Below are 24,899 nucleotides of genomic sequence, written 5' to 3' on the forward strand. Positions count from 1 at the left end.
ATGGAAGAGTTTACCTACTATCTGCCCTGTATCTACGCCTTCCTGGCCTGCATCGGCTTTTCCCTGCTGTTCAACATCCACGGAGCCGCCGGTATGCTCATCTGCGCCGGCGGCGGGGCTCTTGGCTGGCTGGTCTATCTGCTGGCCGCCCCCCTGGTCCACAGCGACATCATCCAGTCCTTTTTCGCCGCCCTGGCCATCTCCGCCTGGTCGGAGATCATGGCCCGTCTGCGCCGGTGCCCGGTGACCAGCTATCTGCTGGTGGCCCTCTTTCCCCTGGTGCCCGGCGGCGGCATCTACTACACCATGGAGCACGCCATGAGCGGGGAGACCTCCCTGTTCCTGGAGTCTCTGCTCCACACCCTGGGCCTGGCCGGAGCCCTGGCGGTGGGCGTGCTGATGGTGGCCTCCCTGGCCCGCCTGGTCACCAACTACCAGAATCACCGGCGGGGCCTGTCAGGAGGCAAACACCCATGAGACGCTACGATTTCGTTCTGCTGGACGCGGATAATACCCTGTTCGATTTTGATCGCTCGGAGCACGAGGCCCTGCGCCTGGCTCTGGAGGCCTTCTCCATCCCCTGTCCCCCGGAGACCGAGGCCCTCTATGTGTCCATCAACAGCGCCCTGTGGGCCATGCTGGACCGGGGGGAGGCCACCCGGGAGTGGCTGGTGGTGGAGCGCTTTGCCCGGCTCACCGCCGCCCTGGGGGTGGACGCCGACCCCGCCGCCCTCAACCGGACCTATCTGGACCGGCTGGGCGAGCAGTCCTTTCTCCTCCCCGGCGCCCAGGAGGTCTGCCGGGCCCTGGGGAAGCACTGCACTCTTGCCATCCTCACCAACGGCGTGGCCCGGGCCCAGCGGGGCCGGTTTGACCGCTCCCCCCTGAAAGAACTCATTCCCCATCTCTTTATCTCCGAGGAGATCGGCGCTTCCAAGCCCAGCCCCGCCTTCTTCCGACCGGTGCTGGACGCCCTGGGCATCACCGACCTGAGCCGGGCCCTGATGGTGGGGGATAACCTGACCTCCGACATCGGCGGCGCCGCCGCCATGGGGCTGGATACCGCCTGGTACAACCCCCGCCATCTGCCCAACCCCGGCCCCGTTACCCCTACCTGGGAGATCGCCAGGCTGGAGGAACTGCTGCCGCTGGTGCTGGACGGCCCTGATTTTTAAACTTCAAACGAGGTGTTTTGTTTGTCCCGCTCGCTCTATTCCCAGCTTACCGGCAACTCCTCTCCGCCGCCCCGCCGCCGTCTGCCCCTGGTGCTGGCGGCCATTGCGTTGGGTGTGGTTCTGGTGACCGTTCCGGTGCTCAGCCGCGCCCCGGCGGAGGGGGCTGATCCCCTCCCCACGGCCACCGTCACTCCCACGCCTACACCTACCCCTACGCCTGCCTTTGATTTTACCCAGCCCGCCCCCAAGACCGACCCGGTGGACATGGACTACTTCTCTGATGCCCTGTTCATCGGCGACTCCCGCACCCAGGGACTGGAGCTGTACAGCGGCATCCAGGGCGCCACCTTCTACGTCTACACCGGACTGAGTATTTTCGGGGTGAACAATCCCGGCCTGGTGACGCTGGACGGACAGGACTATTCCATTGTGGAAGCCCTGGAGAAGGGTCCCCAGTTCGGCAAGGTCTACATAGCCTTCGGTATGAATGAGCTGGGTTATTACAATGAGGAAAACTATTTGCGCACCTTCGGCGTCTTTATAGAGGAGGTAAAGGCCCTTCAGCCCAATGCCGTGGTCTATCTGCAAAATCTGGCCCCGGTGGACGAGGCCAAATGCAAGGCCTACGGTCAGGCCTCCTGCATCACCAACGCCCGGGTAGAGGCCTTTAATCAGCTGTTTGCCCAGCTGGCCCGGGAGCATCAGGTGGTGCTGGTGGACGTGTACAGCGCCCTCACCGCCGACGGCCCCCTGCCGGACGACGCCACGTCGGACGGCATCCACTTCAAGCGTCCCTGGTATGAAACATGGCTGACCTGTCTGATGGAACACACCGTGGACCCGGCGATCTACCAGGCCGGACAGACCCATGCGGATGATATGGAAGGAGATAAAGAACCATGAAGAACCTGTTGACCCGACTGCTGCCCGGCGTGCTTGCCCTGTGCCTGACCCTTTCCGCCTGCGGAGGCGGTGGAAGCGCCAAGAGCTATGACCCTGCCGCCACCGCCAAGGCTCTGCTGGAGTCCGACGCCTTCAGCGACACCCTGGACACCCTGGACAAGGACACCGCCGCCACCATGTACGGCATTGACGCCTCCACCATCACCGACTGCGTGGTTTACACCTCCCTGTCCATGGGCGCGGAGGAGATCGCCGTGCTCACCCTCACTGACGAGGCAGCCGCCAAAACCGCCAAGGAGGCCCTGGACAAGCGGGTCAGCGATCAGATCACCGCCCTGGAGAGCTATATGCCCGGAGAGGTGGACAAGCTCAACCACGCCATCGTGGAGCAGACCGGCAACACCGCCCTGCTGGTGGTGGCCGCCGACGCTGACGCCGCTCGCAGCGTGCTGGACAGCCTGAACTGAGTCCCACCCAAAAACGCCGGGGATACCCCGGCGTTTTTTCTGAAAAAATAAACTGGCTTTCCCTCAACTTTTCACTGGCCCCTGCCGTCTAACAGATGCAAACACAAGACCCCCGGCCGGGTCCAGTTTATACAGATCGAGGTGTCTTCATTGTCCCAGTCCTATCATCCCAAACGCATGAAAAACAAGAGAAATGGCCCCGGCGCCACCCTGCCCCTGCTCATTGCCGCCGCAGCGGTATGCGTCTGTCTGCTGCTCATCCCCTCCGCGGGCAAGAGCGCTCCCCCCGCCGCCGAGGTTACCCCCTCCGTGCAGCCCGAGGTCACCCCCTCCGCACCGGTGACCGAGCCCTCCGCCGCCCCGTCGGAGTCTCCGGCTGTGGAGCCCACGCCCACCGCCACCCCCGTGCCCTCTCCCGCGGCCGTCTTTGACTTCACCCAGCCGGTGCCCCAGTCCGAGCCGGTGGAGATGGACTACTTCTCCGACGCCCTGTTCATCGGCGACTCCCGCACCGATGGCCTGCAGATCTACAGCGGCATCAAAGGCGCCACCTTCTACTGCTACAAGGGTCTGAACATTTTCGACATGAGCAAGCGCCAGGTGGTGGAGATGAACGGCGGCAAGTACACCGTGGTGGAGGCTCTGGAGAAGGGCCCCCAGTACAAGAAGATCTACATCTCCCTGGGTGTCAACGAGCTGGGCTATCCCGGCACCGACAGCTTCTACAAGGCCTTCAAGTCCTTCCTGGAGGAGGTCAAGTCCGCCCAGCCCGACGCCATCATCTACCTGCAGAATCTGGTGCCCGTCAACCCGGAGATCTGCGCCCAGAAGAACCAGCCCTCCTATGTGAACAACGACCGGGTGGCCGACTTTAACAGCGTGTTCCCCAAGCTGGCGGAGGAGTGCCAGGTAGCCCTGGTAGATGTCAAGACCGCCCTCAGTGACGAAAACGGCATTCTGCCCGCCGAGGCCACCGTGGACGGGGTCCACTTCACCAAGGCCTGGTATCAGAAGTGGCTGGAATATCTCATGTGCCACACCGTGACCCCCGAGGCCTATCAGGCGGGTCAGACAGCGGCCCAATAAAAGGAGCGTACCCCGGCATTGGACAACAACATCCGGCAGCAGCTGAACGAGTATATTATCGCCCACCAGGAGGATTTCTACCGCCTGGCGTTCAGCTATGTCAAAAATCGGGACGCTGCCCTGGATGTGGTCCAGGAGAGCATCGTCCGGGCCCTGTCCAAGTCGGATTCCCTCCGGCAGCCGGAGTACCTGAAAACCTGGTTTTACCGCATCCTGCTCAATGAGAGCATGAACCACTATCGTCGCAGCAAGCTGCTGGTCCCTCTGGAGGAGTCGGTGGCCGACGGGCCCGCCCCCGCCAGCGATCCGGCGGAGCTGCTGGACCTGTACGCCGCCATCGACCGGCTGGACCCCAAGGAGCAGGCCATCATCAAACTGCGCTTTTTTGAGGACATGAAGCTGGAAGAGATCGCACACATCACCGGCACCAACCTGAACACCGTCAAATCCCGCCTGTACAAAAGCCTGCGCAAGCTGCGGGATCTCACCGGAGAGGAGGTAACCACATGAAGGATCTGTGGGAAGAGGCCAGGCAGCAGTACCGGAACACCGATACACCCCCGGAACTGGAATTCGCCGTTGCCTCCGCCCTGCGGGCGGGGGAGAAGAAGCGGCGGCAGCACCGTGGCCTGCGGCGGAGCCTGTCCGCCGGACTGGCCGCCTGCGCCTGCTTCGTGCTGCTGGTCAACGTCAACCCTACCTTTGCCCAGGCCGTGGCCGACGTGCCGGTACTGGGCGATCTGGCCCGGGTATTCACCGTCACCCAGTACACCGTGGAGGACCGGGACCATCTCATTGATGTGCGCCTGCCCGCCCTGGACCTGGCCGGCGACACCGATCTGGAACAGCGGGTCAATACCGAGATCTCCACCCGCATCGATCAGGTCCTCCAGGAGGCGGAGGACCGGGCCCGGGACACCAGGGAGGCCTATGTGGCCACCGGCGGCGACCCCGACGACTTTATGCCCATCATCATCAGTGTGGACTACGAGATCAAGTGCCAGAACGACCGCTACCTCTCCTTTGTCATCACCAAAACCGAAACTCTGGCCAGCGCCTACACCGAATATTACACCTACAACATTGACCTCCAGGCCGGGCGGGAGATCACCCTCCGGGATCTGCTGGGCCCCGACTACAAGGAGATTGCCAATTCCGTGATTTCCGCCGAGATCGACCGCCGCAGCCAGGACCCGGATAACCTCTACTTCCTCCAGGGGGAGGGAGGCTTTGAATCCATCGCCGACGATCAGCCCTTCTATCTGGACGCCGACGGCACCCCGGTGGTATTCTTCGAGAAATATGAGATCGCCCCCGGCTATATGGGCGCCCAGGAGTTCCGCATCCCTCTGCCTGAAACCAAGTGAAGAACAAAGGGCCTGCTGCAAAATGTGCAGCTCGTACAAAGACCCGTCATTTCGAGAAAAACGGCCGCCCACCGGGCGGCCGTTTTTCGTGGGAATCCGCCCCTTTTGCCGGGGAAACGGATTGCCACGCCAGTGTGCGCACTGGCTCGCAATGACAGGTTTGTGCAAAACAGCTATTTTGCAACAGGCCCTTTGTTGTGCAAAGAAACACCGGGCACGCTGCTATGCAGCACGCCCGGTGTTTTGTCTGTATGGACGGATCAGAACATGGAGCCGAAGAGGCTGCTGGTCATACCCACAGGGGAACCGGAAATGACGGGGAAGACCACGTTGTCCAGCAGCAGCACGGACACGATCATGGTGACAGCCACCACACCCAGATAGAGCAGCCAGGACTTGCCGGACTCCAGTTCGGGAGCCACCATCTGGAAGGAGGACACACCCAGAGCAATCCACAGGATCACGGTGAGGACCAGCAGCCAGGCGCCCACCTGCATGGAGATCAGGAAGCCCAGGAAGGTAATCACCATCATGGCGGTGATAAATACGGAGTGGCAGCCGCAGGCAATCACTACATCCTGGAAGGTGCAGGAGGACTGGAGGATCTTGGCACCGGCAAAGAGCAGGCCCACAAAGACAGCCACGCAGATGGCGTCGCTCAGCAGGCCGCCGAAAAACCAGAACTGGAAGGGTACAGAGCCGTAGCCGCCGGTCATCATATTGACCTTGAGGCAGAAGCCCAGAATCATCAGGATGCAGGCGATGAGCTGCGCGCCCATCAGGATCAGGGGAGTTGCCAGGTCACGCTTGGCCAGGGTATCCCGGGTGGCCTGAACAGGGGAAGCAAAATAGCCCTTCAGGAAGCCGCCCAGGCCGCTGAAGGCTGCACCCGCCGCAGAGGGCTTGGCAGCGCCGCTGGGGCCGCCCATGGTGTTCACATTGGTGCCGCAGGAAGAACAAAATGCGGAACCGTCAGGGATCTCCTTCCCGCACTTGGGACAGAACATTACACAACACTCCTTCTCAGTGGCGGCAAAACGGGTTCTGCCGCACAATCTGTCGCTCCGCTTCCCTAGGACGGAGCATACCGGTTCTCTTGAACATGGAACCGGATTGTCGAGATTATAACATAGCTGAAGAAAAAAGTAAATCGATGGAAGAGAAATTGTTGACTTTCCCCCGGTTTTCTCTGTCGGTTTGCCTATTGCCGCAGGCCGGTCCCCCGTGCTATAGTTATGTCAGAGACATTCCCGGCAGACCAGAAAAAGTCGCTGACCGGGCCATTTGCGCGCCGTCCGTTGCACAGGCGGCACCCGCGGGGCAGGATGGAGTCTCTCCATCCGCGGGAAGTTTTAAGGGAGGTACATATGGGGAAGGTATTTCGCTGTTATGTGGAAAAAAAGCCGGGCTTTGACGTGGAGGCCGGCCATCTGCTGGGAGAGCTGAAGGGCACCCTGGGGCTCAGCGGCCTCACCGGCGTGCGGGTTATCCGCCGCTACGACGTGGAGGGCGTGGAGCAGGGTGCCTATGAGGCCGCCCGCACCACCATCCTGTCCGAGCCGCAGGTGGACCAGCTGTGGGACGAAACCATGCCGGAGACCCAGGGCGCTCTGCTGGCAGTGGAGGCCCTGCCGGGCCAGTACGACCAGCGGGCCGACTCCTGCGCCCAGTGTATTCAGATGCTCACCGGCGGCGAACGGCCCACCGTCCGGGCTGCCACCGTCTATGTACTGGCCGGTGCTCTGTCCCAGGATGACTTGGCCCGCGCCAAGGGTTATCTCATCAACCCGGTGGAGAGCCGGGAGGCTGCCCTGGACAAGCCTGAGACCCTGATCCAGCAGTACCCCGAGCCCGCTGACGTGCCGGTGCTGGAGGGCTTCTGCACGTTGGATCAGGCGGGCCTGGAGGCCCTGCTCAACCAGTACGGCCTGGCCATGGACCTGGCGGACCTGACCTTCCTCCAGGCCTACTTCAAGGACGAGGAACAGCGGGACCCCACCCTCACCGAGGTGCGGGTGGTGGACACCTACTGGTCCGATCACTGCCGCCACACCACCTTCTCCACCCATCTGGACAGTGTGGACATCACCGACCCCGCCGTCAAGGCGGCCTATGACCGCTATCTGGCCGCCCGTGTGGAGGTGTACGGCGAGGAGAAGGCGGCCAAGCGGCCCCAGACCCTGATGGACATTGCCACCATCGGCGCCAAGACCCTGAAGAAGCGTGGCCTGCTGCCCGAGCTGGACCAGAGCGAGGAGATCAACGCCTGCTCCATCCACGTCCCCGCTCAGGTGGACGGCAAGGAGCAGGACTGGCTGCTGATGTTCAAGAACGAGACTCACAACCACCCCACCGAGATCGAGCCCTTCGGCGGCGCCGCCACCTGTATCGGCGGCTGCATCCGGGACCCCCTGTCCGGCCGTGTGTATGTCCACCAGGCCATGCGCCTCACCGGCTGCGGCGATCCCCGGGTGCCGGTGAGCGAGACTCTGGAGGGCAAGCTGCCCCAGCGCAAGATCGCCCAGACCGCCGCCGCCGGCTATTCCTCCTACGGCAACCAGATCGGCCTGGCCACCGGCCACGTAGCCGAGCTCTACCACGAGGGCTACATCGCCAAGCATCTGGAGTGCGGCGCTGTGGTGGGTGCGGCTCCCGCCGATCATGTCCGCCGTGAGACCCCCGCCCCCGGGGACGTGGTCATCCTGCTGGGTGGCCGCACCGGCCGTGACGGCATCGGCGGCGCCACCGGCTCCTCGAAGAGCCACAACCTGTCCTCCCTGGACACCATGGCCTCCGAGGTCCAGAAGGGCAACGCCCCCGAGGAGCGCAAGCTCCAGCGGCTCTTCCGCAACCCCAATGTGACCCGCCTCATCAAGCGGTGCAACGACTTCGGCGCCGGCGGCGTGTCCGTGGCCATTGGCGAGCTGGCCGACGGCCTGTCCATCGACCTGGACGCCGTCCGCAAGAAGTACGACGGCCTGGACGGCACCGAGCTGGCCATCTCCGAGTCTCAGGAGCGCATGGCCGTGGTGGTTGCCCCTGAGGACGCCCAGACCCTGATGAACTTTGCCGCCTCCGAAAACCTGGAGGCCTACCAGGTGGCCACCGTCACCGAGTCCCCCCGCATGGTCATGACCTGGCGGGGCCAGACCGTGGCCAACCTGTCCCGCGCTTTCCTGAACACCAACGGCGCGGTGAAGCACGCCTCCGTTCAGGTGGACGAAAAGGCCGCCGCCTCCCAGAGTGAGAAGAAGTTCCGCACCCTGCGGGAGATGGCCGCCAGCCTGAAGTCCGCCTCCCGCCGTGGCCTCACCGAGCGGTTTGACGGCTCCATCGGCGCGGGCAGCGTGCTCATGCCCTTCGGCGGCAAGAGCCAGCGCACTCCCGCCCAGGCCATGGCCGCCCTCTTCCCCGTGGAGCCCAACCAGGAGACCGATCAGGCCAGCGTCATGGCCTGGGGCTGCGACCCCGACCAGCTGTCCGCCAACCCCTACGCCGGGGCCCGCAGCGCGGTGTATACCTCCGTGGCCAAGCTGGTGGCGGCGGGCGCCGACTATGAGAAGGCCTATTTGACCCTCCAGGAGTTCTTTGAAAAGCTGCGCACCGAGCCTCAGCGGTGGGGCAAGCCCTTTGCCGCTCTGCTGGGCGCGCTGGACGCCCAGCTGGAGCTGGGGGCCGCCGCCATCGGCGGCAAGGACTCCATGTCCGGCTCCTTCCTGGACCTGGACGTGCCCCCCACCCTCATCTCCTTCGCCATCGCCCCGGTGAAGGCCAAGGAGGTCCTCTCCCCCGAGTTCAAGACGGCAGGCAAGCCGGTGTACCTCTTTGCCTCTGAGGACAGCAAGTCCGCCTGGAGGGCCCTGTACGCCCTCCATCAGGCTGGCAAGGTGGAGGCGGCCTGGGCCGTGGAGAACGGCCTGGGCGAGGCCGTCATGAACATGGCCTTCGGCAACGCCATCGGCTTTACCTCTGTGGACACCGATCTGGACTGGGATACCCCCATGCCCGGCGCCATTGTGGCCCAGCTCACCGAGGAGTGCGAGGTTGGCCTGCTGATTGGCCACACCACTGCCGACGCTGTGGTCAGCGTCAACGGCGATTCCGCCCCCATTGACGAGCTGCTCTCCCTCAACGAGAGCGTGCTGGAGGACGTGTACCCCACCCGGGCGGGCAAGGCCGCTCCGGTGGAGGCCATTTCCTGGGCAGAGCGCTCCCCCGCCGTGTGCAAGTCCAAGATCGCCCGGCCCCGGGTGGTCATCCCCGTGTTCCCCGGCACCAACTGCGAGTATGACTCCGTCCGGGCCTGCCTGCGGGCGGGCATGGACGCCGAGACGGTGAACATCCGCAACCTGACCGCCGACGACCTGCTCCAGTCCACCGCGGCTCTGGAGAGCGCCATCCGCAAGGCCCAGATTATCTTTATCCCCGGCGGCTTCTCCGGCGGTGACGAGCCCGACGGCTCCGCCAAGTTCATCTGTTCCTTCTTCCGCAATCCCGCCATCACCGACGCGGTCCACGACCTGCTGAAGAACCGGGACGGCCTGATGCTGGGCATCTGCAACGGCTTCCAGGCCCTGGTCAAGCTGGGCCTGGTGCCCTACGGCGAGATCCGGGACATGGACGAGAACTGCCCCACCCTGACCTACAACCTGATCGGCCGCCACCAGAGCCGGTATGTTACCACCCGGGTGGCCAGCGTCAACTCCCCCTGGATGCTCAAGTCCAACGTGGGCGACCTCCACGCCATCCCCATCTCCCACGGCGAGGGCCGCTTCGTGGCACCCCAGAATGTGCTGGACCAGCTCATCGCCAACGGCCAGGTGGCTACCCAGTATGTGGACGCCAATGGCGTGCCCTCCATGGACATCGAGGTCAACCCCAACGGCTCCCTGTGCGCCATCGAGGGCATCTTCTCCCCCGACGGCCGGGTGTTCGGCAAGATGGGCCACTCCGAGCGGTACGGTACTTTCGTGGGCAAGAATATCCCCGGCGACAAGCACCAGCCTCTGCTGGAGAGCGGCGCGGAATACTTCAAGTAAGAATAACAAACAGCAGCAGCCCCCCGCCGACGGCGGGGGGCTGCTGCTGTTTGGTCGGTTACAGGGGCTGGGCCGTCAAATTTTGGCCGCTGCCTGTTATGGCGTAGAAGGCGTACTCCCCCTCCTTCAGAGTGGAGGCGGCCAGGGCAGCGCGCACCTCCTCCAGGTCCTCCGGCTGAAACCGGACGGCGATGCCGCAGCCCAGGGAGATCTCCCGCAGCACCGGCATCACCTGGACGGGAGCCACCTCTTTCAGCACTTTTTGGGCATAAATGGCCCCGTAGGTGGAGGTAAAGGTGATGACGCCGTAATCCATCACAGGGAGATCACCTTGGCCGCCTTCTGCATCCGGGTGACAATGTCGTACATATTGCTGACGGCGCCCACCTTCAGCTGATCGGTGAGGCCGTAGAAGTTGAGGCAGGTGCCGCACACCAGAATTTCCGTGCCGCTGTCGCTGAGGGCCTTCAGGTGGTCCGCTACCTGCTCGTCCAGGGTGGGCAGCTTGACCCCGGCATTCATAAAGAGCACCGCACCCGGCTTGTCCTCCCCCTGGGCCAGGGTGTAGAAGAACATCCGCATCAGGTTGGTGCCCAGCTCCCGGTCCCCGTCGCCGATGATGTCCCGGCCCACGAACACCGCCCAGTCTCCTCCGGCGGCAGGCAGGGGGGAGTTGACGGCCTTCTCACAGGCGGAGCATCCCTCTCCCTTGGTAAAGTCCAAAGCGAAGGTGTCTCCTTCCTCCCGGACTTGCACAGCAAAGCCCTGGTTGTCCGCCAGGCGCTTCAGATTCTCCACGGCGGTGGGGTTGTTCACCAGCACGGTAAAGTCGGTATGCCCCTGAGCCATGGCCCCCTTGGCCAGGATCACCGGGGTGGGGCAGGGCTTGCCCTTGGCGTCTACAATGTGTGCCATGTTGTTGTCCTCCTGCGTTTTTTCTTCATTATACCCCCGTATCTTCCCCGCCGCAAGTGGTGGAAAACCGGTAGAAAATGTGAAAAATTCTTTAAAATCCACCGCCGGACCCCCCTTGCGCTTTTTCGGCGGGAGAAGTTGTGCTATACTGTAAGGGCCCGGCGGACAGCCGGGCCTGAAATCATCCAACGCGAAAGGAGGTGAGCGGTATGGAGCTTCTCACCGGCTGGCTGGCGGGAAACGAGGCGCTGTGCGCCTGGTTTACTTCCATCGTGCGCTTTGTCTTTCCCGTGCTGGCCCTGCTCATCCTCATCCGCACCATCCGCTCCCTGCTGACGGTGCCCTGTCTGCCCGAGGTATGGGCCTACCTCACCCTGCCCAACGGGGCCAACCAGCCCCTCACCCACTGGGAGAATATCCTGGGCCGGGGGAGCAGCTGCGACGTGGTGCTCAACTACCCGGTGGTATCCCGGCAGCACGCCGCCCTCATCCGCAACGAAAACGACACCTGGACCGCCTACGACTTAAACTCCAAGGGCGGGGTCACCGTCAACGGCAAGCCGGTCCACGACGCCACACCCGTCCAGTACGGCGATGTGCTGGCGGTGGGCGGGGTGGAGACGGTACTGCTCCCCCTCTCCCCTGAGGAGAAGGCCAAGCGGCGCAGCAGCCGCCGCCGGTCCCGCCCCGTGTCCCCCTGGCTGGGCCTGGTGCTGCTGACGGTATTCCAGGTGCTCACCGCCATCCAGCTCATCATCAGCGAAGGCCCCGACGCCTCCCCCATGATCCCCATCACCTTCCTGTGCTTTACCGGGGTCATGTGGCTCTACTTCCTGGTGCTGCGGGCCATGCGGCGGGTGGGCTTTGAGATGGAGACCATCGCCTTCTTCCTGTCCACCCTGTCTCTTTCGGTCACCTGCTCCTCCAACACAGGGGCCCTGTTCAAGCAGTTCCTCTGCGTGGTGCTGGGGCTGGTCCTCTTCATCATCCTGGGCGTCTTTCTCCGGGACCTGGACCGGGCCAAGAAGATCCGCTGGCTCATGGCCGGGGCGGCCATCGGCTTTCTCAGCCTGACGGTGGTGCTCTACAAGCTGGGCCTGGCCGACCCCAAGTACGGCGCGGCCAACTGGATCTCCATCGGCGGCATCAGCGTGCAGCCCTCGGAGATCGCCAAGATCTGCTATATCTTCGCCGGAGCCGCCACCCTGGAGCGCCTCTTCCGCAAGCGGAACCTGGGCCTGTTCATCCTGCTCACCGGCGTGTCCCTGGCCTGCCTGGCCTATATGAGCGACTTCGGCACCGCCGCCATCTTTTTCGTCACCTTCCTGGTCATCGCCTACCTCCGCTCCGGCGACTGGGCCACCCTGGCCCTCATCTGCGGCGGCGGCGTGTTCGCGGTCCTCACCATGCTGTCGGTGAAGCCCTACATCATGAGCCGGTTTGCCACCTGGGGCCACGCCTGGGAGAACGCCTCGGTGGGCAGCGGCTACCAGCAGACCCGCACCATGTCGGCCGCCGCCTCCGGCGGCCTGGTGGGGGTGGGCCCCGGCGAGGGCTGGCTCCACAACGTGGGCGCCGGTGACACCGACCTGGTGTTCGGTATGCTGTGTGAGGAGTGGGGCCTCATCATCGCCATTCTGGCCATCCTGTCCATTGTCACTCTGGCGGTATTCGCCGTCCGGGCCTGCCGGGCGGGCCGGTCCTCCTTCTATATCATCGCCGCCTGCGCCGCCACCTCCATGATGGTGTTCCAGACCTGCCTCAACGTGTTCGGCGCGGTGGACATCCTGCCTCTGACCGGCGTCACCTTCCCCTTCGTGTCCAACGGCGGCACCGCCATGATCGCCTCCTGGGGGCTGCTGGCCTACCTGAAGGCCACCGATACCCGCCAGAACGCCAGCTTCGCCATCCGCCTGCCCTCCCGCAAGGAGGACCGGCAGAACGCCCAGCTGTCCATGAAACGCAACGAGCAGTGGGAGGGCCGCTATGAAGAAGATTGAAAAACGGGCCTTCCTCTGCCTGATCCTGGCCGCCGCCCTGATCCTGGGGCTGGGCTTCTATGTGGTGCGCTATGTGCTCTACGGCAACCGCTGGGCCTCCTTTGCCGCCAACCGCCACCTGTACAACAGCCAGGGCCAGCTGTCGGTGGGCCGGGTGCTGGACCGGGACGGGGACGTGCTGTCCTGGGCCGACGAGGAGGGCAACCGCCACTACTACGAAAACGCCACCGTCCGCAAGGCCACCCTCCACGCCGTGGGTGACGCCCAGGGCAAGATCGGCACCGGCGCCCTCACCGCCTTTGCAAGCCAGCTGTCCGGCTACAACCTGATCACCGGGGCCTACTCCCCTCTGGGCAACGGCAACGATCTGTACCTCACTCTGGACGCCCGGCTCAACTACACCGCCCTCCAGGCCCTGGGGGGCCGCAAGGGCGCGGTGGGTGTGTACAACTATGAGACGGGAGAAATTCTGTGCATGGTGTCCTCCCCCACCTACGACCCTCTGGACCCGCCGGAGGATGTGGAGGACAATCCCGCCTACGACGGCGTGTATTTAAACCGCTTCCTCTCCGGCACCTTCCCGCCGGGCTCGGTGTTCAAGACGGTGACTCTGGCCGCCGCCATTGAGAACATCCCCGACCTCTTTGACCGGAGATGGACCTGCACCGGCTCCACCAATGTGGGGGGCGAGGCCATTACCTGCCCTCACGCCCATGGAGAGATAGACATCTATGACGCCCTGGCCAACTCCTGCAACGGGGTGTTCGGCCAGCTGGCCGCCGAGCTGGGACCGGAGGTCATGGCCAAGTATACCCAAAAGGCGGGGCTCACCTCCTCCTATAAGGTCAGCGGCCTCACCTCCGCCGCCGGGCGATTTGACTTCACCGGCACCACCGGCCAGCTGGCCTGGGCCGGCGTGGGGCAGTACAACGACCTGGCCAACCCCTGCGCCATTATGACCTACATGGGTGCCATCGCCAACGGCGGCAAGGCCGCCGTGCCCCGGCTCATCCTCAAGGTGGAAAATCCACTGGGTCTGCCCTCTCTGCCTCAGTGGACCAGCAAGACGGGCACCCTCATTGAGTCCTCCACCGCCGCCACCCTGGCGGACATCATGTCCCGCAACGTCATCGACGCCTACGGCTCCGGCCGGTTCCCCAATATGGACATCTGCGCCAAGAGCGGTACCGCCGAGGTGGGAGGCGGCAACTCCCCCCACGCCTGGTTCGCCGGCTTCCTTCGCAACGAGGACGCCCCCTACGCCTTTGTGGTGCTGGTGGAGAACGGCGGCTCGGGCGCCGACGTGGCCGGTTCCGTGGCCGCTCAGGTGCTGGACGCCTTGGTCAACGGCTATTGAGCAGCAGCACCTCCAGCCCCTGCTGCCGGGCGTAGTTGACCGTATAAGCGGTGCCGCCGGTATCCCGGGTGCACCAGGCCACGCACACCCCGCTGTGATCCACCAGATGCCGGTTGCGTTTGTGCATACATCCCGGCGTATACCGGTCGGCGGTGTACACCACCTTGTGTGCGGCGGACTTGATGCGCTCATACTCCGCCACGTCCGCCTCCCGCCAGCCTCTGGTCTGGTCGGGGCAGGGCAGCACCAGAATGAGCTTGATGTGGGGAAACTCCCTCAAAAGGCCCAGTATGGTCCGGGCCGCCAAGGTGTCAAACCCCAGAGCCCCTCCCGCACCAAAGTACCGAATCCCTCGGCCAATGAGCTGCCGCACCGTTTCCTCCAGGTTTTCCACCAGCGCCCGCCGCTGTGTGGATGGAATATCCCGGTGGCCGGTGAAGCAGCAGGTCTGTTCCCGCATGGTCATACCCAGTCCCCCCTTTTTCCCCAGTATAGGCCGGGGCAAAGAACGAATTTTGTCGTATTCAGGGCGCTGCCGTTTGGCAGCGCCCTGAACTTTTCCACACCGTATGTGAATAATGTGTAAAACCTTGGGGAATCCTCTTGACTTTGAGGCTCAAAACTCTATTATTTATTTAGCACAGAAAATATTATTCGGATATCGGAGGATTCTAATATGCAAGAGGTCAAAGAGGACGGGAAAAATCCCAGCCCGCCCAAAAAACCGCTGCTTTTCTACTATGCTCTGGCCCTGGTGGTCCTGATGCTTCTCAATGCCTTTGTCTTCCCCTCGGTGCTGGAGCGGCAGGTCATCGAGGTGCCCTACAGCCAGTTCCTCACCATGGTGGACGACCATCAGGTCACGGAGGTGGCTCTGGACGAGGACAGCCGTCAGATCGTCTTTATCGCCGCCGACGAGACAGGACGGACCTGCTACTACAAAACCGGCATCTGGCCGGACGACGGCCATCGGCTGCTGAACCAGCTGCGGGAGGACCCGGACATCGTGTTCAGCGCCGAGATCCCCACCCAGGCCAATCCCCTTCTGGCCTTCCTGGTCAGCTGGATTCTGCCCATTTTCTTCTTTATTCTCATCGGGCAGCTGCTCTCCCGCTTCATGATGAAGCGGATGGGCAACAATCTGCCCGGCGGCATGGGCAATGCCATGACCTTCGGCAAGGCCAACGCCAAGGTCTATGTGGAGGAGGCCTCCACCGGCGTGTCCTTCGCCGATGTGGCGGGCCAGGACGAGGCCAAGGAGGCCCTGATGGAGGTGGTGGACTTCCTCCACGAGCCGGACAAGTACGCCGAGATCGGCGCCAAGCTGCCCAAGGGCGTGCTGCTGGTGGGCCCTCCCGGTACCGGCAAGACCCTGCTGGCCAAGGCGGTGGCAGGGGAGGCCAAGGTGCCCTTCTTCTCCATCTCCGGCTCGGAGTTTGTGGAGATGTTTGTGGGCATGGGCGCCGCCAAGGTGCGGGACCTGTTCAAGCAGGCGGGGGAGAAGGCCCCCTGCATCGTATTCATCGACGAGATCGACGCCATCGGCAAGAAGCGTGACACCGGCGGTTACGGCGGCAATGATGAGCGGGAGCAGACCCTGAACCAGCTGCTGGCCGAGATGGACGGCTTTGACTCCAGTAAGGGCGTGGTGCTGCTGGCAGCCACCAACCGCCCCGAGAGCCTGGACCCCGCCCTCATGCGGCCCGGCCGGTTTGACCGGCGGGTGCCGGTGGAGCTGCCCGACCTCCAGGGCCGTGAGGCCATCCTGAAGGTCCACGGCAGGCACGTCCACATCGATGCCGACGTGGACTGGAGCGCCATTGCCCGGGCCACCGCCGGGGCCTCCGGCGCCGAGCTGGCCAACATCGTCAACGAGGCTGCCCTCCGGGCGGTGCGGCAGGGCCGCAGGACGGTGACCCAGGCCGACCTGGAGGAGAGCGTGGAAACCGTCATCGCCGGCGCCCAGCGGAAGAATGCCGTCATCTCTCCCCAGGAGAAGCAGCTGGTGTCCTTCCACGAGGTGGGCCACGCCCTGGTGGCCGCCCTCCAGACCCACTCCGCCCCGGTGACCAAGATCACCATCATCCCCCGCACCTCGGGGGCCCTGGGCTACACCATGCAGGTGGACGAAGGGGAGCGCAACCTGATGAGCCAGGCGGAGCTGGTGAACAAGATCGCCACCCTCACCGGCGGCCGGGCCGCCGAGGAGCTGATCTTCGGCCCCGACAACATCACCACCGGCGCCTCCAACGACATCGAGCAGGCCACCAAGCTGGCCCGGGCCATGATCACCCGGTACGGCATGACGGACCAGTTCGACATGGTGGCCCTGGAGACGGTACAGAACCAGTACCTGGGAGGCGACACCTCCCTGGCCTGCTCCGCCGAGACGGCGGCCGAGATCGACCGGCAGGTGGTGGCCACCGTGAAGGCGGCTCACCAGAAGGCCCTGGCCCTGCTGAAGGACCACGAAGACCAGCTGCGGAAGCTGGCGGGCTACCTGCTGGAGAAGGAGACCATCACCGGCGATGAGTTTATGGACCTGCTGAAGCAGGGATAAGCCTCTGCCACCAAACCCACAAAATTCAAACAAAAAATCCCCGCTGCCAATGTGGCAGCGGGGATTTTATCATATCCGGATTTACTTAATGGGCTCACCGGCGGCCTTCTTGGCCTTGATCTCCTTGAGGGCGTCACGGTAGGACAGGTTGACACGGCCCTTCTCGTCGATATCGGTGACCTTGACCCAGATCATATCGCCGATGTTGACCACGTCCTCCACCTTCTCCACCCGGCGCTCAGCCAGCTTGGAGATGTGGACCATGCCGTCCTTGCCGGGAGCCAGCTCCACGAAGGCGCCGAACTGCAGGATGCGGACCACCTTGCCGTAGTACAGCTGGCCCACCTCGGGCACAAACACGATGGTCTCGATGGTCTTCTTGGCGGCGTCGCAGGAGGCCTTGTCGGTACCGGCAATGTAGATGGTGCCGTCGTCCTCGATGTCGATCTTGGCGCCGGTGTCGGCACAGATCTTCTGGATCACCTTGCCGCCGGAGCCGATGACCTCGCGGATCTTGTCCACGTCGATCTTCATCTTCACCATCTTGGGGGCGGTGTCGGCCACGTCCTCACGGGGCTTGGAGATGCAGGGCAGCATGATCTCGTCCAGGATGGCGTAACGGGCGTCCTTGGTGATGGCCAGAGCTTCCTTGATGATCTCATGGGACAGGCCGTCGTTCTTGATGTCCATCTGGATGGCGGTGATACCGGCCTTGGTGCCGGCCACCTTGAAGTCCATCTCGCCGTGGAAGTCCTCCACGCCCTGGATGTCGATGAAGGTGGTGAAGCCGCCGTCATCGTCCTGGATCAGGCCGCAGGAAATGCCGGCCACGGGGGCGGAAATGGGCACGCCGGCGTCCATCAGAGCCAGGGTGGAGCCGCAGATGGAGCCCTGAGAGGTGGAGCCGTTGGAGCTCAGCACCTCGGACACCACGCGGATGGCGTAGGGGAAGTCCTCCACGGAGGGAATGACGGGCTCCAGAGCCCGCTCGGCCAGAGCGCCGTGGCCCTTCTCACGCCGGTTGGTGGAGCGGGCGGCACGGGCCTCGCCGGTGGAGTAGGCGGGGAAGTTGTAGTGGTGCATATACCGCTTCTCCTCTTCCTCCCAGATGGTATCCAGCTTCTGGGCGGCGGAGAGGGTGTTCAGGGTGCAGATGGACAGGACCTGGGTCTGACCGCGGGTGAACAGGCCGGAGCCGTGGACACGGGGCAGCACGCCAACCTCGGCGGCCAGGGGACGGATCTCGTTCTTGGCGCGGCCGTCCACGCGGTGGCCCTCCAGCAGCCAGGCCTTGACGATCTTCTTCTGGAACTTGTAGGTGATCTCCTCCAGGTACTTGTCCATCTCGGGATAGTCCTCCAGGAAGAGCTCGTGCCAGTGCTCGATGAGGGCGTTCCACCGCTCCTCACGCACATTCTTGTCGTCGGTGTCCATGGCGGCCTTGGCCTCGTCCATGGTAGCCTCCACGATCTTGTCGAACAGCTCCTGATCGAAGTCGGCGTGATCGTAGGTCATCTTCTCCTTGCCGATCTCGGCCACGATCTGGTTGATGAAGGCCACCTGGGCGCGGATCTCCTCGTGGGCCTTGATGATGGCGTCATACATGATGTCGTCGGGCAGCTCCTTGGCGCCGGCCTCGATCATGATGACCTTCTTGTCGGTGGCGGCCACGGTCAGGTCCAGCTGGGAGTTGTGCTTCTGCTCGTTGGTGGGGTTCATGACGATCTGACCGTCCACATAGCCCACCTCCAGGCAGCCGATGGGGCCGGCCCAGGGAATGGGGGAGAAGGCCAGGCAGGCGGACACGCCGATCATGGCGGTGACCTCGGGAGAGCAGTCCCGGTCCACGCTCATGACGGTGGCGGTGACCACCACGTCGTTGCGGAAGTCGTAGGGGAAGAGGGGCCGGATGGACCGGTCGATGACACGGCTGGCCAGCACGGCGGGCAGGGAGGGCTGGCCCTCACGGCGCATGAAGGAGCCGGGGATGCGGCCCACAGCGTACAGCTTCTCCTCGAAGTCCACGCTCAGGGGGAAGAAGTCCACGCCGTCCCGGGGACGGGGGGACACAGTGACAGCCACCAGCACGGTGGTCTCGCCGTAGGTGACCATGGCGGACGCGGTAGCCAGCTCGGCCACCTTGCCCACGTCGATGGTCAGGGGACGGCCCGCCACCTCAGTCTTGTACACATGACGGTTGGTGAATTCCTTGTGCTTGATCACGGTTGACATGGGGAAAATCCTCCTTTTCATGGGTGTTTCCCCACCCGTCAGAGCCTGACTCTTTTAGCACTTGAATCCGGGTCCGCAGGCCGTCAGGCCCAGATTCAACTGCTAAAAGTATGCTCTGAGGAGTGGGAAGAAGGGGTGGCACGGAGGTCCGCGCCACCCCTATTCAATACATAATTACTTACGGATGCCCAGCTTGGCAATGATGGCACGATAGCGCTCGATGTCCTTGGCCATCAGGTAGTCCAGCATCTTGCGGCGCTTACCGACCATCTTCAGCAGGCCGCGGCGGCTGTGGTTGTCGTGCTTGTGGATCTTCAGGTGCTCGGTCAGCTCCTGGATGCGGGCAGTCAGAATGGCGATCTGCACCTCGGGAGAGCCGGTGTCAGTGGGATGAGTGCGGTTGGCTTCGATAACAGCAGTCTTTTCGTCCTTACGGATCATGGTTAGGTTCCACCTTTCAATCAATGTGCCCGCGGGCTGCGTGACCGGCCGGTGTAAGCCGGGAGACGAAGTCCGGGGTAAATACCGTCTGTTCACAGACTTAGGTATTTTATCATAGTCTGGCCCCATTGTAAAGGATTCATTCGGAAAATTTGGGGGCTTTTTTTGCTTTTTTCAGCGGTACAAAGCCGCCTCCGGCTCCTTCAGCCACTTGCCGAATTTATAATAGATCAGCAGGGCCACCGAGGTGGTGAGCCAGGTGATGGGGTAGCTGGCCTCCACCATGACGATGGTATGGTACCGGGGCACCACCAGGAAGAGCCACAGCAGCCGCAGGCCGCACACGCCGAACACCGAGATGAGCATGGGCACCAGGGACTTGCCCGCTCCCCGGATGGCGCCGGGCAGCAGCTCCACCAGAATATAGGTGACATAGCAGGGAGCCAGGAAGACTACCATCTCCACGCCGATCTCCAGCACGTCCGGGTCGGGGGTGAAGATGGACAGGATGGGCCGGGCCAGCAGCACCAGGAAGGCACTCATGGCGATGGTGATGATGGCGCTCATGCCCACCGAGATTTTTACGCTCTTTTTCAGCCGGTCGTATTTGCCCGCTCCGTAATTCTGTCCGGCAAAGGTGGTGAGGGCCTGGGACAGGGCAGTGATGGTCATCCAGAACAGGATGTCCATCTTGCCGTAGGCCGTCCATGCGGCCACCGCGTCGGTGTCAAAGGAGTTGATGCAGGACTGAATGACAATATTGGAGGCGGAGTACATCACCGACTGGAGGGCGGTGGGCACGCCTACCTTCATAATAGCCGACATGGGCTGCCGGTGGAGCTTGAGCTGGCTGGGGAAGAGCTGGAAGGGGGCGCCCTGGGAGCGCATCAGGGAGATCACCACCAGCACCGCCGACAGCACCTGGGAAGCCACGGTGGCAATGGCCACACCCAGCACCCCCAGAGGAACGACCACCACCAGCAGCAGATCCAGCACGATGTTGCACAATGAGGCGGCGATGAGGAAGTACAGGGGCCGGCGGGAATCCCCCACCGCCCGGAGCACGCCGGTGCCCATGTTGTAGATCACGTTGGGGATCATGCCCAGGAAGTAGATCCGCTGATAGAGGATGGCCCCAGGCAGGGCGTCGGCGGTGGTTTCCATGGCCCGGAGGGCCCAGGGCGTCAGCACAAAGCCCACCACGGTAAAGACCGCCCCAATAATGACCGACAGAAGCATGGCGGTGTGGACGCTCCTGTGGACCTCCTCCCCCTGGCGGGCGCCGTATCGCTGGGCGATGACCACCACCGCGCCGGCGGCCAGGCCGGTGAAAATGCCCACAGTAAGGTTGACGATGACGCCGGTGGAGCCCACGGCGGCCAGGGCAACCTTGCCTACAAACCGGCCCACCACCACCGTATCCACCGTATTGTACAGCTGTTGGAAGAAGGTACCAAACCACAGGGGCACGAATAAAGTTAACAGTTGTTTCCAGATCACGCCCTGGGTGATATCGCCCACGGGACGGGCCAGCCGCATGACAGATCCCTCCAGAAAAAGTAAACTGACGCGGCCAGAGCCGCAAGAGGATTGTACACGGTTTGGAGGCAAAAGGCAAGGGGGAGCGGCAGATGCCGCTCCCCCTTGCCTTTTATGGTTGTTCCGGCCCGAACACCTTGGCCCTGTAGTAGGACTCGGCGTTGTACAGGGCGGCCACCGGATTGTGGCCCAGCACCCGGTCCTTGGCCACCAGGGTGGTGACCAGGGCGTCGGAGTATTTGTAGAACAGGCTGTCGTGGCCCACGCACAGACCCACCACGATGTTGAGCTGAGTCCCCGCGGCGTTGAGCATCTTGGCCTGAAAGATGGGGTTGCAGGCGTTGGCTCCCACCGCGTTACACTCGGCAGGAATACCCAGATCCACCTTCTTCACCATGCCCGCCTTGCACCCCATGCCAAACACCTCAAAGCCGTGGGAGCGGAGGATGCGGGCCAGGACGCGGGACTCGTGGAGCAGGCCCACACAGGTGGCGATGCCGATCTTGTGAAAGCCCAGCTTCCTGGCAAATTCCACGATCTCCTGGACCCGGGTATACTGGCAGTAGTGCTGGCACTCCACCTCAGCCGCCGCTACCATGGCGGCGTGGTTGTCCTCCTCCTGATAGCAGGCCACCGCCTCGTCCAGCACCTTCTGCTCCAGGTTTTTGGACAGGCAGAAAGGGGGAAAGGCGTCGGAGTGATTCAAATCGTTGCAGGCGGCGGAACCGCAGTCAATACAGCTGCGGGCGCAGGCTTTCTCTTCCATAACAATCCTTCTTTCCTGGATATAGACTGCCCGTCAGGGCAGCAGAATGGAGGCGCAGGCACCGCTGCTCCGCCAATCCTCCCACCGGCGACGGCACAGCTGCTGAAAAGCGCTGGCGATGTGGATGAATTCCTGGGGGAGAAGGCTGTCCGCCTGGGCACGGATCTCCTCCATGGCGGGAGGGATACGGCCCTGGACCCAGGCCTCCGTTCCACCGGCCTCCACGGTGTAGTAGGTCCAGGCGATGGAACCGGCCATGGCTCCGGTGGTGTCGCAGTCGCCGCCGATGGAGACGGCGCTCCGGACCGCGTCCTCAAAGTCGGCGGACTCCAGAAATGCCACGATGGCCTGGGGCACCGAGCCCTGACAGGAGACGTCAAAGTGGTAGTCTGCCCGGATGGAATCCAGGGTAAAGTCCAGGGAATAAAAATGTTCGGCCACATACTGCCGGATCTCCTCTTTGGAGGCCCCCGTCTTGGCCAGGAAGAGGGCGGCAGCCACCGCCTGTGCGCCCTTGATTCCCTCCGGGTGGTCGTGGGTGACGGCGGCGCTGACCCGGGCCAGCTCCAGCGCCTCCTCCAGTGTCACCGCCGCCAGGGCACAGGGGGAGACCCGCATGGCGGAGCCATTGCCGTAGCTGCCGTAGGGCGCAGGGTTCTCCCGGCGGAGCCAGTCGGCAAAACGTCCGCCGTAGGCGCCGGTGGGATGGGGATATCTGCGGCCGAAGTCCTGCATCACCTCCACCAGCAGCCCCGAAAAATCCCGGTGGTTCTCCGGCTCCTGCTGACGGAGCAGGATGGCCTGGGCCACGGCAGCGGTCATAATGGAGTCGTCCGTATAATCGCAGCCCGGCGAAAACAGCGGGAAATCCTTTGTCTTAATGTTGTTAAACTCGTATTTGGAGCCGACGATATCGCCGATGAACGCACCATACATAGGGATACCTCCCAATCAAACTTGATGGTGAGAGCATACCGCACCTTAAGGGGCGGCGGGTCGCATACCAGGCGACATCCTGGGCCTGGGCGGCTCACAGACCGTCCCGCACCAGCCGGGCGGCGGTCTCCACATGGACGGTGCGGGGGAAGAGGTCCACGGCGGTGGCGGTGTCCAGCTTGTACCCAAGGGCGGCAAACCGCTTCACATCCCGGCCCAGAGTAGCCGGGTCGCAGGACACATAGACCACCCGCTGGGGGGCCATCTGGGCAATGGTGGCCACCACGTCCTCCGCCAGTCCCTTCCGGGGCGGGTCCACGCAGATCACGTCGGGACGCACTCCCTCCCGGGCCAGCTGCCGGGCGGCTTCGCCGGCGTCGGCGCACAGGAACCGGGCGTTTTCAATGCCGCTGCGGCGGGCGTTCTGAATGGCGTCGTCCACCGCCTGGGGCACCACCTCGGCCCCCCACACCATGCCGGCCTGCCGGGCCATCACCAGGGAAATGGTGCCGATGCCGCAGTACAGGTCCAGCACGGTCTCGGTGCCGGTAAGCTGAGCCAGCTCCACCGCCTTGCCGTAGAGTACCTCGGTCTGGTCGGGATTGACCTGATAGAAGGAGGGGACGGACAGGCGGAAGTCGGAGCCGCACAGGGTGTCGGACAGGAAGTCCTGTCCCCAAAGCGTGCGGTAGGAGTCCCCCAAAATCACGTTGGTATGGCTCTTGTTGACCCCCAGCACGATGCCCACCAGGCCGGGCTCGGCCGCCCGGAGGACGTGCACCAGCTCGCTCTCCCGGGGGACCCCCACGCCGTTGACCAGCAGGCAGCACAGGCTCTCCCCCCGGCGGTTGGTGCGGACATACACATGACGTACCAGGCCCGTCCTGGCCTTCTCGTTATAGGCCGGGATGGAGTACTGCATCATCCACTCCTTCACCGCTCCCCGGAGGCGGGACGCCGCCTGGCTCTGGAGCAGGCAGTCGCGTACATCCACCACCTTGTGGGTGCGGGACTGGTAGAAGCCGATGCGGGGGCCGGGGGCAACAGGAAATTGTGCCTTGTTGCGGTAGCGGTCGGGCCGGGCGGCACCCAAAATTTCGGTGACGTGGATGTCCGCACCCCCCAGACGGCGGAGGCAGTCCTCCACCCGGGTGCGCTTGGCCTCCAGCTCCTCGGCATAGGTGATGTGCCGGAAGGCGCAGCCGCCGCAGCGGTCATAATAGGGACAGTCGGGGGTGATCCGGGCAGGGGAGGGTTCGGTGATCTCCCGCACCACGCCCCACAGGGCGGAGCGGCCCACATGGGTGAGCCGCACCTGGCACAGCTCCCCCCGGACGCCACCCTGGACAAACACCACCATGCCGTCCAGCCGGGCCACACCGGCGCCGTCGCTGCTGTAGCCCTCGATGCGCAGGAGATAGGTATGGCCTTCCAGAGGCTTATTGGGCTGCATACATACTCACGTCCTTCAGCGTATCATAGGGAATGGTGACCTCCACCGGGGAGTGGATGCCGGTCAGGGTGTTGCCCTGGATCCAGAACACATAGCCGTCGGAGGTGAGGCAGAACTGCTCCGGCTGGTAGGCCGCCGTCACAGCCGCCTGGGTGAACTCCCCGGCGGACAGCTCCGGGCTGGCCAAAAAGGCCTTCACCACCCGGTCCTGCACGGCCTGAGCGTCGGTAAAGAAGTCGGTAAAGGTCAGCTTGATGCCGGTCTGGGGATCAAAGTTCTCCCCCAGCTCAAACACGGTGGGGTAAGCCGCCCCGCTGTTGATGTACCAGGTGCGGCGGATGCTGATGACCTGATCGGTGGAGAGCACCACCTCATAGCTCATCTCCTCGGTGACCGGCGTAAAGGAGAAGCCGGCGGCCTTGGACACGTCGTAGTCCGCCACCACCTGCTCATAGTTGGCCTCGGCGCTCTCCATGCGGCTGGCGCCGTCGGCCTTGTACCAGTCGTTGATCACATCGCCGGCAGGGCAGGTGTCGGTATTCTGCACCATGGGCAGGGTATGGCGCACCGTCATGACCTGGGCGCCGTCCCCGGCGGTATAGGTCTGGGTAAAGACCTGCTCCCCCCACTGGGGCGGCTCGGGCGTGGGGGTAGGCTCAGGGG

The 24,899-nt window shown here is 63.6% G+C and carries 22 protein-coding genes; 11 read left to right on the forward strand and 11 right to left on the reverse strand.

Annotated elements, in window-relative coordinates:
• The 7 genes from B5G06_RS07625 (at nt 1) to B5G06_RS07655 (ending at nt 4,998) form a co-directional block, all read left to right on the forward strand.
• On the forward strand, nt 1–477 hold the full coding sequence (locus B5G06_RS07625; RefSeq protein WP_087188493.1) for a threonine/serine exporter family protein: 477 nt from the start codon (nt 1–3) through the stop codon (nt 475–477).
• Nucleotides 474–1,175, forward strand: coding sequence for a YjjG family noncanonical pyrimidine nucleotidase (locus tag B5G06_RS07630; protein WP_087188494.1), 702 nt, complete (start codon nt 474–476; stop codon nt 1,173–1,175). The genes B5G06_RS07625 and B5G06_RS07630 overlap by 4 nt, the downstream gene beginning before the upstream one ends.
• A 21-nt stretch (nt 1,176–1,196) precedes the next feature.
• Nucleotides 1,197–2,078: a GDSL-type esterase/lipase family protein gene (locus B5G06_RS07635; RefSeq protein WP_087188495.1), complete on the forward strand. Its 882-nt coding sequence runs from the start codon at nt 1,197–1,199 to the stop codon at nt 2,076–2,078.
• Nucleotides 2,075–2,545, forward strand: coding sequence for a DUF4358 domain-containing protein (locus B5G06_RS07640; RefSeq protein WP_087188496.1), 471 nt, complete (start codon nt 2,075–2,077; stop codon nt 2,543–2,545). The genes B5G06_RS07635 and B5G06_RS07640 overlap by 4 nt, the downstream gene beginning before the upstream one ends.
• Nucleotides 2,546–2,695: 150 nt before the next feature.
• Entirely contained in the window at nt 2,696–3,631 is a 936-nt protein-coding gene (locus B5G06_RS07645) for a GDSL-type esterase/lipase family protein (protein ID WP_087188497.1), read from the forward strand.
• Between the two features lie 18 nt (nt 3,632–3,649).
• The gene (locus B5G06_RS07650) at nt 3,650–4,141 is read left to right on the forward strand and encodes an RNA polymerase sigma factor (RefSeq protein WP_087188498.1); all 492 of its coding nucleotides are present in this window, start codon (nt 3,650–3,652) and stop codon (nt 4,139–4,141) included.
• A complete protein-coding gene (locus B5G06_RS07655; RefSeq protein WP_087188499.1) occupies nt 4,138–4,998 on the forward strand; it encodes a DUF3298 and DUF4163 domain-containing protein in 861 nt (286 codons plus the stop codon). Before B5G06_RS07650 ends, B5G06_RS07655 begins: the two co-directional genes overlap by 4 nt.
• Nucleotides 4,999–5,258: 260 nt before the next feature.
• Here B5G06_RS07655 and B5G06_RS07660 read toward each other — a convergent pair whose 3' ends face one another.
• Nucleotides 5,259–6,005 carry a zinc ribbon domain-containing protein gene (locus tag B5G06_RS07660; RefSeq protein WP_087188500.1) on the reverse strand — a complete coding sequence of 249 codons (747 nt, stop codon included), beginning with the start codon at nt 6,003–6,005 and terminating at the stop codon, nt 5,259–5,261.
• Between the two features lie 360 nt (nt 6,006–6,365).
• On the opposite strand from B5G06_RS07660, the gene B5G06_RS07665 reads away from it, so the two are divergent.
• Nucleotides 6,366–10,037 carry a phosphoribosylformylglycinamidine synthase gene (locus B5G06_RS07665; RefSeq protein WP_087188501.1) on the forward strand — a complete coding sequence of 1,224 codons (3,672 nt, stop codon included), beginning with the start codon at nt 6,366–6,368 and terminating at the stop codon, nt 10,035–10,037.
• A gap of 58 nt (nt 10,038–10,095) precedes the next feature.
• On the opposite strand, the gene B5G06_RS07670 is transcribed toward B5G06_RS07665, so the two are convergent.
• Both B5G06_RS07670 and yedF read right to left on the reverse strand, forming a co-directional pair.
• Nucleotides 10,096–10,353 carry a DUF3343 domain-containing protein gene (locus B5G06_RS07670; protein WP_087188502.1) on the reverse strand — a complete coding sequence of 86 codons (258 nt, stop codon included), beginning with the start codon at nt 10,351–10,353 and terminating at the stop codon, nt 10,096–10,098.
• Nucleotides 10,353–10,952: a sulfurtransferase-like selenium metabolism protein YedF gene (gene yedF, locus B5G06_RS07675; protein WP_087188503.1), complete on the reverse strand. Its 600-nt coding sequence runs from the start codon at nt 10,950–10,952 to the stop codon at nt 10,353–10,355. The genes B5G06_RS07670 and yedF overlap by 1 nt, the downstream gene beginning before the upstream one ends.
• A gap of 209 nt (nt 10,953–11,161) precedes the next feature.
• Here yedF and B5G06_RS07680 point away from each other — a divergent pair, with 209 nt between their 5' ends.
• Nucleotides 11,162–12,952 (forward strand): FtsW/RodA/SpoVE family cell cycle protein, encoded by a 1,791-nt coding sequence (locus B5G06_RS07680; RefSeq protein ID WP_087188504.1) that lies wholly within the window; start codon nt 11,162–11,164, stop codon nt 12,950–12,952.
• Complete coding sequence (locus tag B5G06_RS07685; protein WP_087188505.1) at nt 12,939–14,309, forward strand: penicillin-binding transpeptidase domain-containing protein; 1,371 nt, start codon at nt 12,939–12,941, stop codon at nt 14,307–14,309. The genes B5G06_RS07680 and B5G06_RS07685 overlap by 14 nt, the downstream gene beginning before the upstream one ends.
• On the opposite strand, the gene B5G06_RS07690 is transcribed toward B5G06_RS07685, so the two are convergent.
• Entirely contained in the window at nt 14,296–14,775 is a 480-nt protein-coding gene (locus tag B5G06_RS07690; RefSeq protein ID WP_343286357.1) for an SLOG family protein, read from the reverse strand. The two genes, B5G06_RS07685 and B5G06_RS07690, sit on opposite strands and share 14 nt — an antisense overlap.
• 210 nt (nt 14,776–14,985) lie before the next feature.
• On the opposite strand from B5G06_RS07690, the gene ftsH reads away from it, so the two are divergent.
• Entirely contained in the window at nt 14,986–16,869 is a 1,884-nt protein-coding gene (gene ftsH, locus B5G06_RS07695; RefSeq protein ID WP_087188506.1) for an ATP-dependent zinc metalloprotease FtsH, read from the forward strand.
• Nucleotides 16,870–16,950: 81 nt separating this feature from the next.
• Here the strand turns inward: ftsH and B5G06_RS07700 are convergent, their stop codons facing one another.
• The 7 genes from B5G06_RS07700 to B5G06_RS14040 form a co-directional block, all read right to left on the reverse strand.
• The gene (locus B5G06_RS07700; protein WP_087188507.1) at nt 16,951–19,101 is read right to left on the reverse strand and encodes a polyribonucleotide nucleotidyltransferase; all 2,151 of its coding nucleotides are present in this window, start codon (nt 19,099–19,101) and stop codon (nt 16,951–16,953) included.
• A gap of 174 nt (nt 19,102–19,275) precedes the next feature.
• Nucleotides 19,276–19,542 (reverse strand): 30S ribosomal protein S15, encoded by a 267-nt coding sequence (gene rpsO / locus B5G06_RS07705; RefSeq protein ID WP_087188508.1) that lies wholly within the window; start codon nt 19,540–19,542, stop codon nt 19,276–19,278.
• 174 nt (nt 19,543–19,716) lie between these two features.
• Nucleotides 19,717–21,081 (reverse strand): MATE family efflux transporter, encoded by a 1,365-nt coding sequence (locus B5G06_RS07710; protein WP_087188509.1) that lies wholly within the window; start codon nt 21,079–21,081, stop codon nt 19,717–19,719.
• 112 nt (nt 21,082–21,193) lie between these two features.
• Nucleotides 21,194–21,847: a DUF1847 domain-containing protein gene (locus B5G06_RS07715; protein WP_087188510.1), complete on the reverse strand. Its 654-nt coding sequence runs from the start codon at nt 21,845–21,847 to the stop codon at nt 21,194–21,196.
• A 33-nt stretch (nt 21,848–21,880) separates the two neighbouring features.
• A complete protein-coding gene (locus B5G06_RS07720; protein ID WP_087188511.1) occupies nt 21,881–22,783 on the reverse strand; it encodes an ADP-ribosylglycohydrolase family protein in 903 nt (300 codons plus the stop codon).
• Nucleotides 22,784–22,877: 94 nt separating this feature from the next.
• Entirely contained in the window at nt 22,878–24,236 is a 1,359-nt protein-coding gene (gene rlmD, locus B5G06_RS07725) for a 23S rRNA (uracil(1939)-C(5))-methyltransferase RlmD (protein ID WP_087188512.1), read from the reverse strand.
• Nucleotides 24,223–24,899 (reverse strand): hypothetical protein (locus tag B5G06_RS14040; RefSeq protein ID WP_087188513.1); only part of this gene is annotated, 677 nt, incomplete at its 5' end. The genes rlmD and B5G06_RS14040, both read right to left, overlap by 14 nt.

This window comes from Flavonifractor sp. An52, from assembly GCF_002159385.1.
GTDB lineage: Bacteria > Bacillota > Clostridia > Oscillospirales > Oscillospiraceae > Flavonifractor > Flavonifractor avicola.

Coding starts and splice junctions, on each gene's coding strand:
- B5G06_RS07625 (WP_087188493.1), top strand. CDS start 1: ATGGAAGAGTTTACCTACTATCTGCCCTGTATCTACGCCTTCCTGGCC.
- B5G06_RS07630 (WP_087188494.1), top strand. CDS start 474: ATGAGACGCTACGATTTCGTTCTGCTGGACGCGGATAATACCCTGTTC.
- B5G06_RS07640 (WP_087188496.1), top strand. CDS start 2,075: ATGAAGAACCTGTTGACCCGACTGCTGCCCGGCGTGCTTGCCCTGTGC.
- B5G06_RS07655 (WP_087188499.1), top strand. CDS start 4,138: ATGAAGGATCTGTGGGAAGAGGCCAGGCAGCAGTACCGGAACACCGAT.
- B5G06_RS07660 (WP_087188500.1), bottom strand. CDS start 6,005: ATGTTCTGTCCCAAGTGCGGGAAGGAGATCCCTGACGGTTCCGCATTT.
- B5G06_RS07665 (WP_087188501.1), top strand. CDS start 6,366: ATGGGGAAGGTATTTCGCTGTTATGTGGAAAAAAAGCCGGGCTTTGAC.
- B5G06_RS07670 (WP_087188502.1), bottom strand. CDS start 10,353: ATGGATTACGGCGTCATCACCTTTACCTCCACCTACGGGGCCATTTAT.
- yedF (WP_087188503.1), bottom strand. CDS start 10,952: ATGGCACACATTGTAGACGCCAAGGGCAAGCCCTGCCCCACCCCGGTG.
- B5G06_RS07680 (WP_087188504.1), top strand. CDS start 11,162: ATGGAGCTTCTCACCGGCTGGCTGGCGGGAAACGAGGCGCTGTGCGCC.
- B5G06_RS07685 (WP_087188505.1), top strand. CDS start 12,939: ATGAAGAAGATTGAAAAACGGGCCTTCCTCTGCCTGATCCTGGCCGCC.
- B5G06_RS07690 (WP_343286357.1), bottom strand. CDS start 14,775: ATGACCATGCGGGAACAGACCTGCTGCTTCACCGGCCACCGGGATATT.
- ftsH (WP_087188506.1), top strand. CDS start 14,986: ATGCAAGAGGTCAAAGAGGACGGGAAAAATCCCAGCCCGCCCAAAAAA.
- B5G06_RS07700 (WP_087188507.1), bottom strand. CDS start 19,101: ATGTCAACCGTGATCAAGCACAAGGAATTCACCAACCGTCATGTGTAC.
- rpsO (WP_087188508.1), bottom strand. CDS start 19,542: ATGATCCGTAAGGACGAAAAGACTGCTGTTATCGAAGCCAACCGCACT.
- B5G06_RS07710 (WP_087188509.1), bottom strand. CDS start 21,081: ATGCGGCTGGCCCGTCCCGTGGGCGATATCACCCAGGGCGTGATCTGG.
- B5G06_RS07715 (WP_087188510.1), bottom strand. CDS start 21,847: ATGGAAGAGAAAGCCTGCGCCCGCAGCTGTATTGACTGCGGTTCCGCC.
- B5G06_RS07720 (WP_087188511.1), bottom strand. CDS start 22,783: ATGTATGGTGCGTTCATCGGCGATATCGTCGGCTCCAAATACGAGTTT.
- rlmD (WP_087188512.1), bottom strand. CDS start 24,236: ATGCAGCCCAATAAGCCTCTGGAAGGCCATACCTATCTCCTGCGCATC.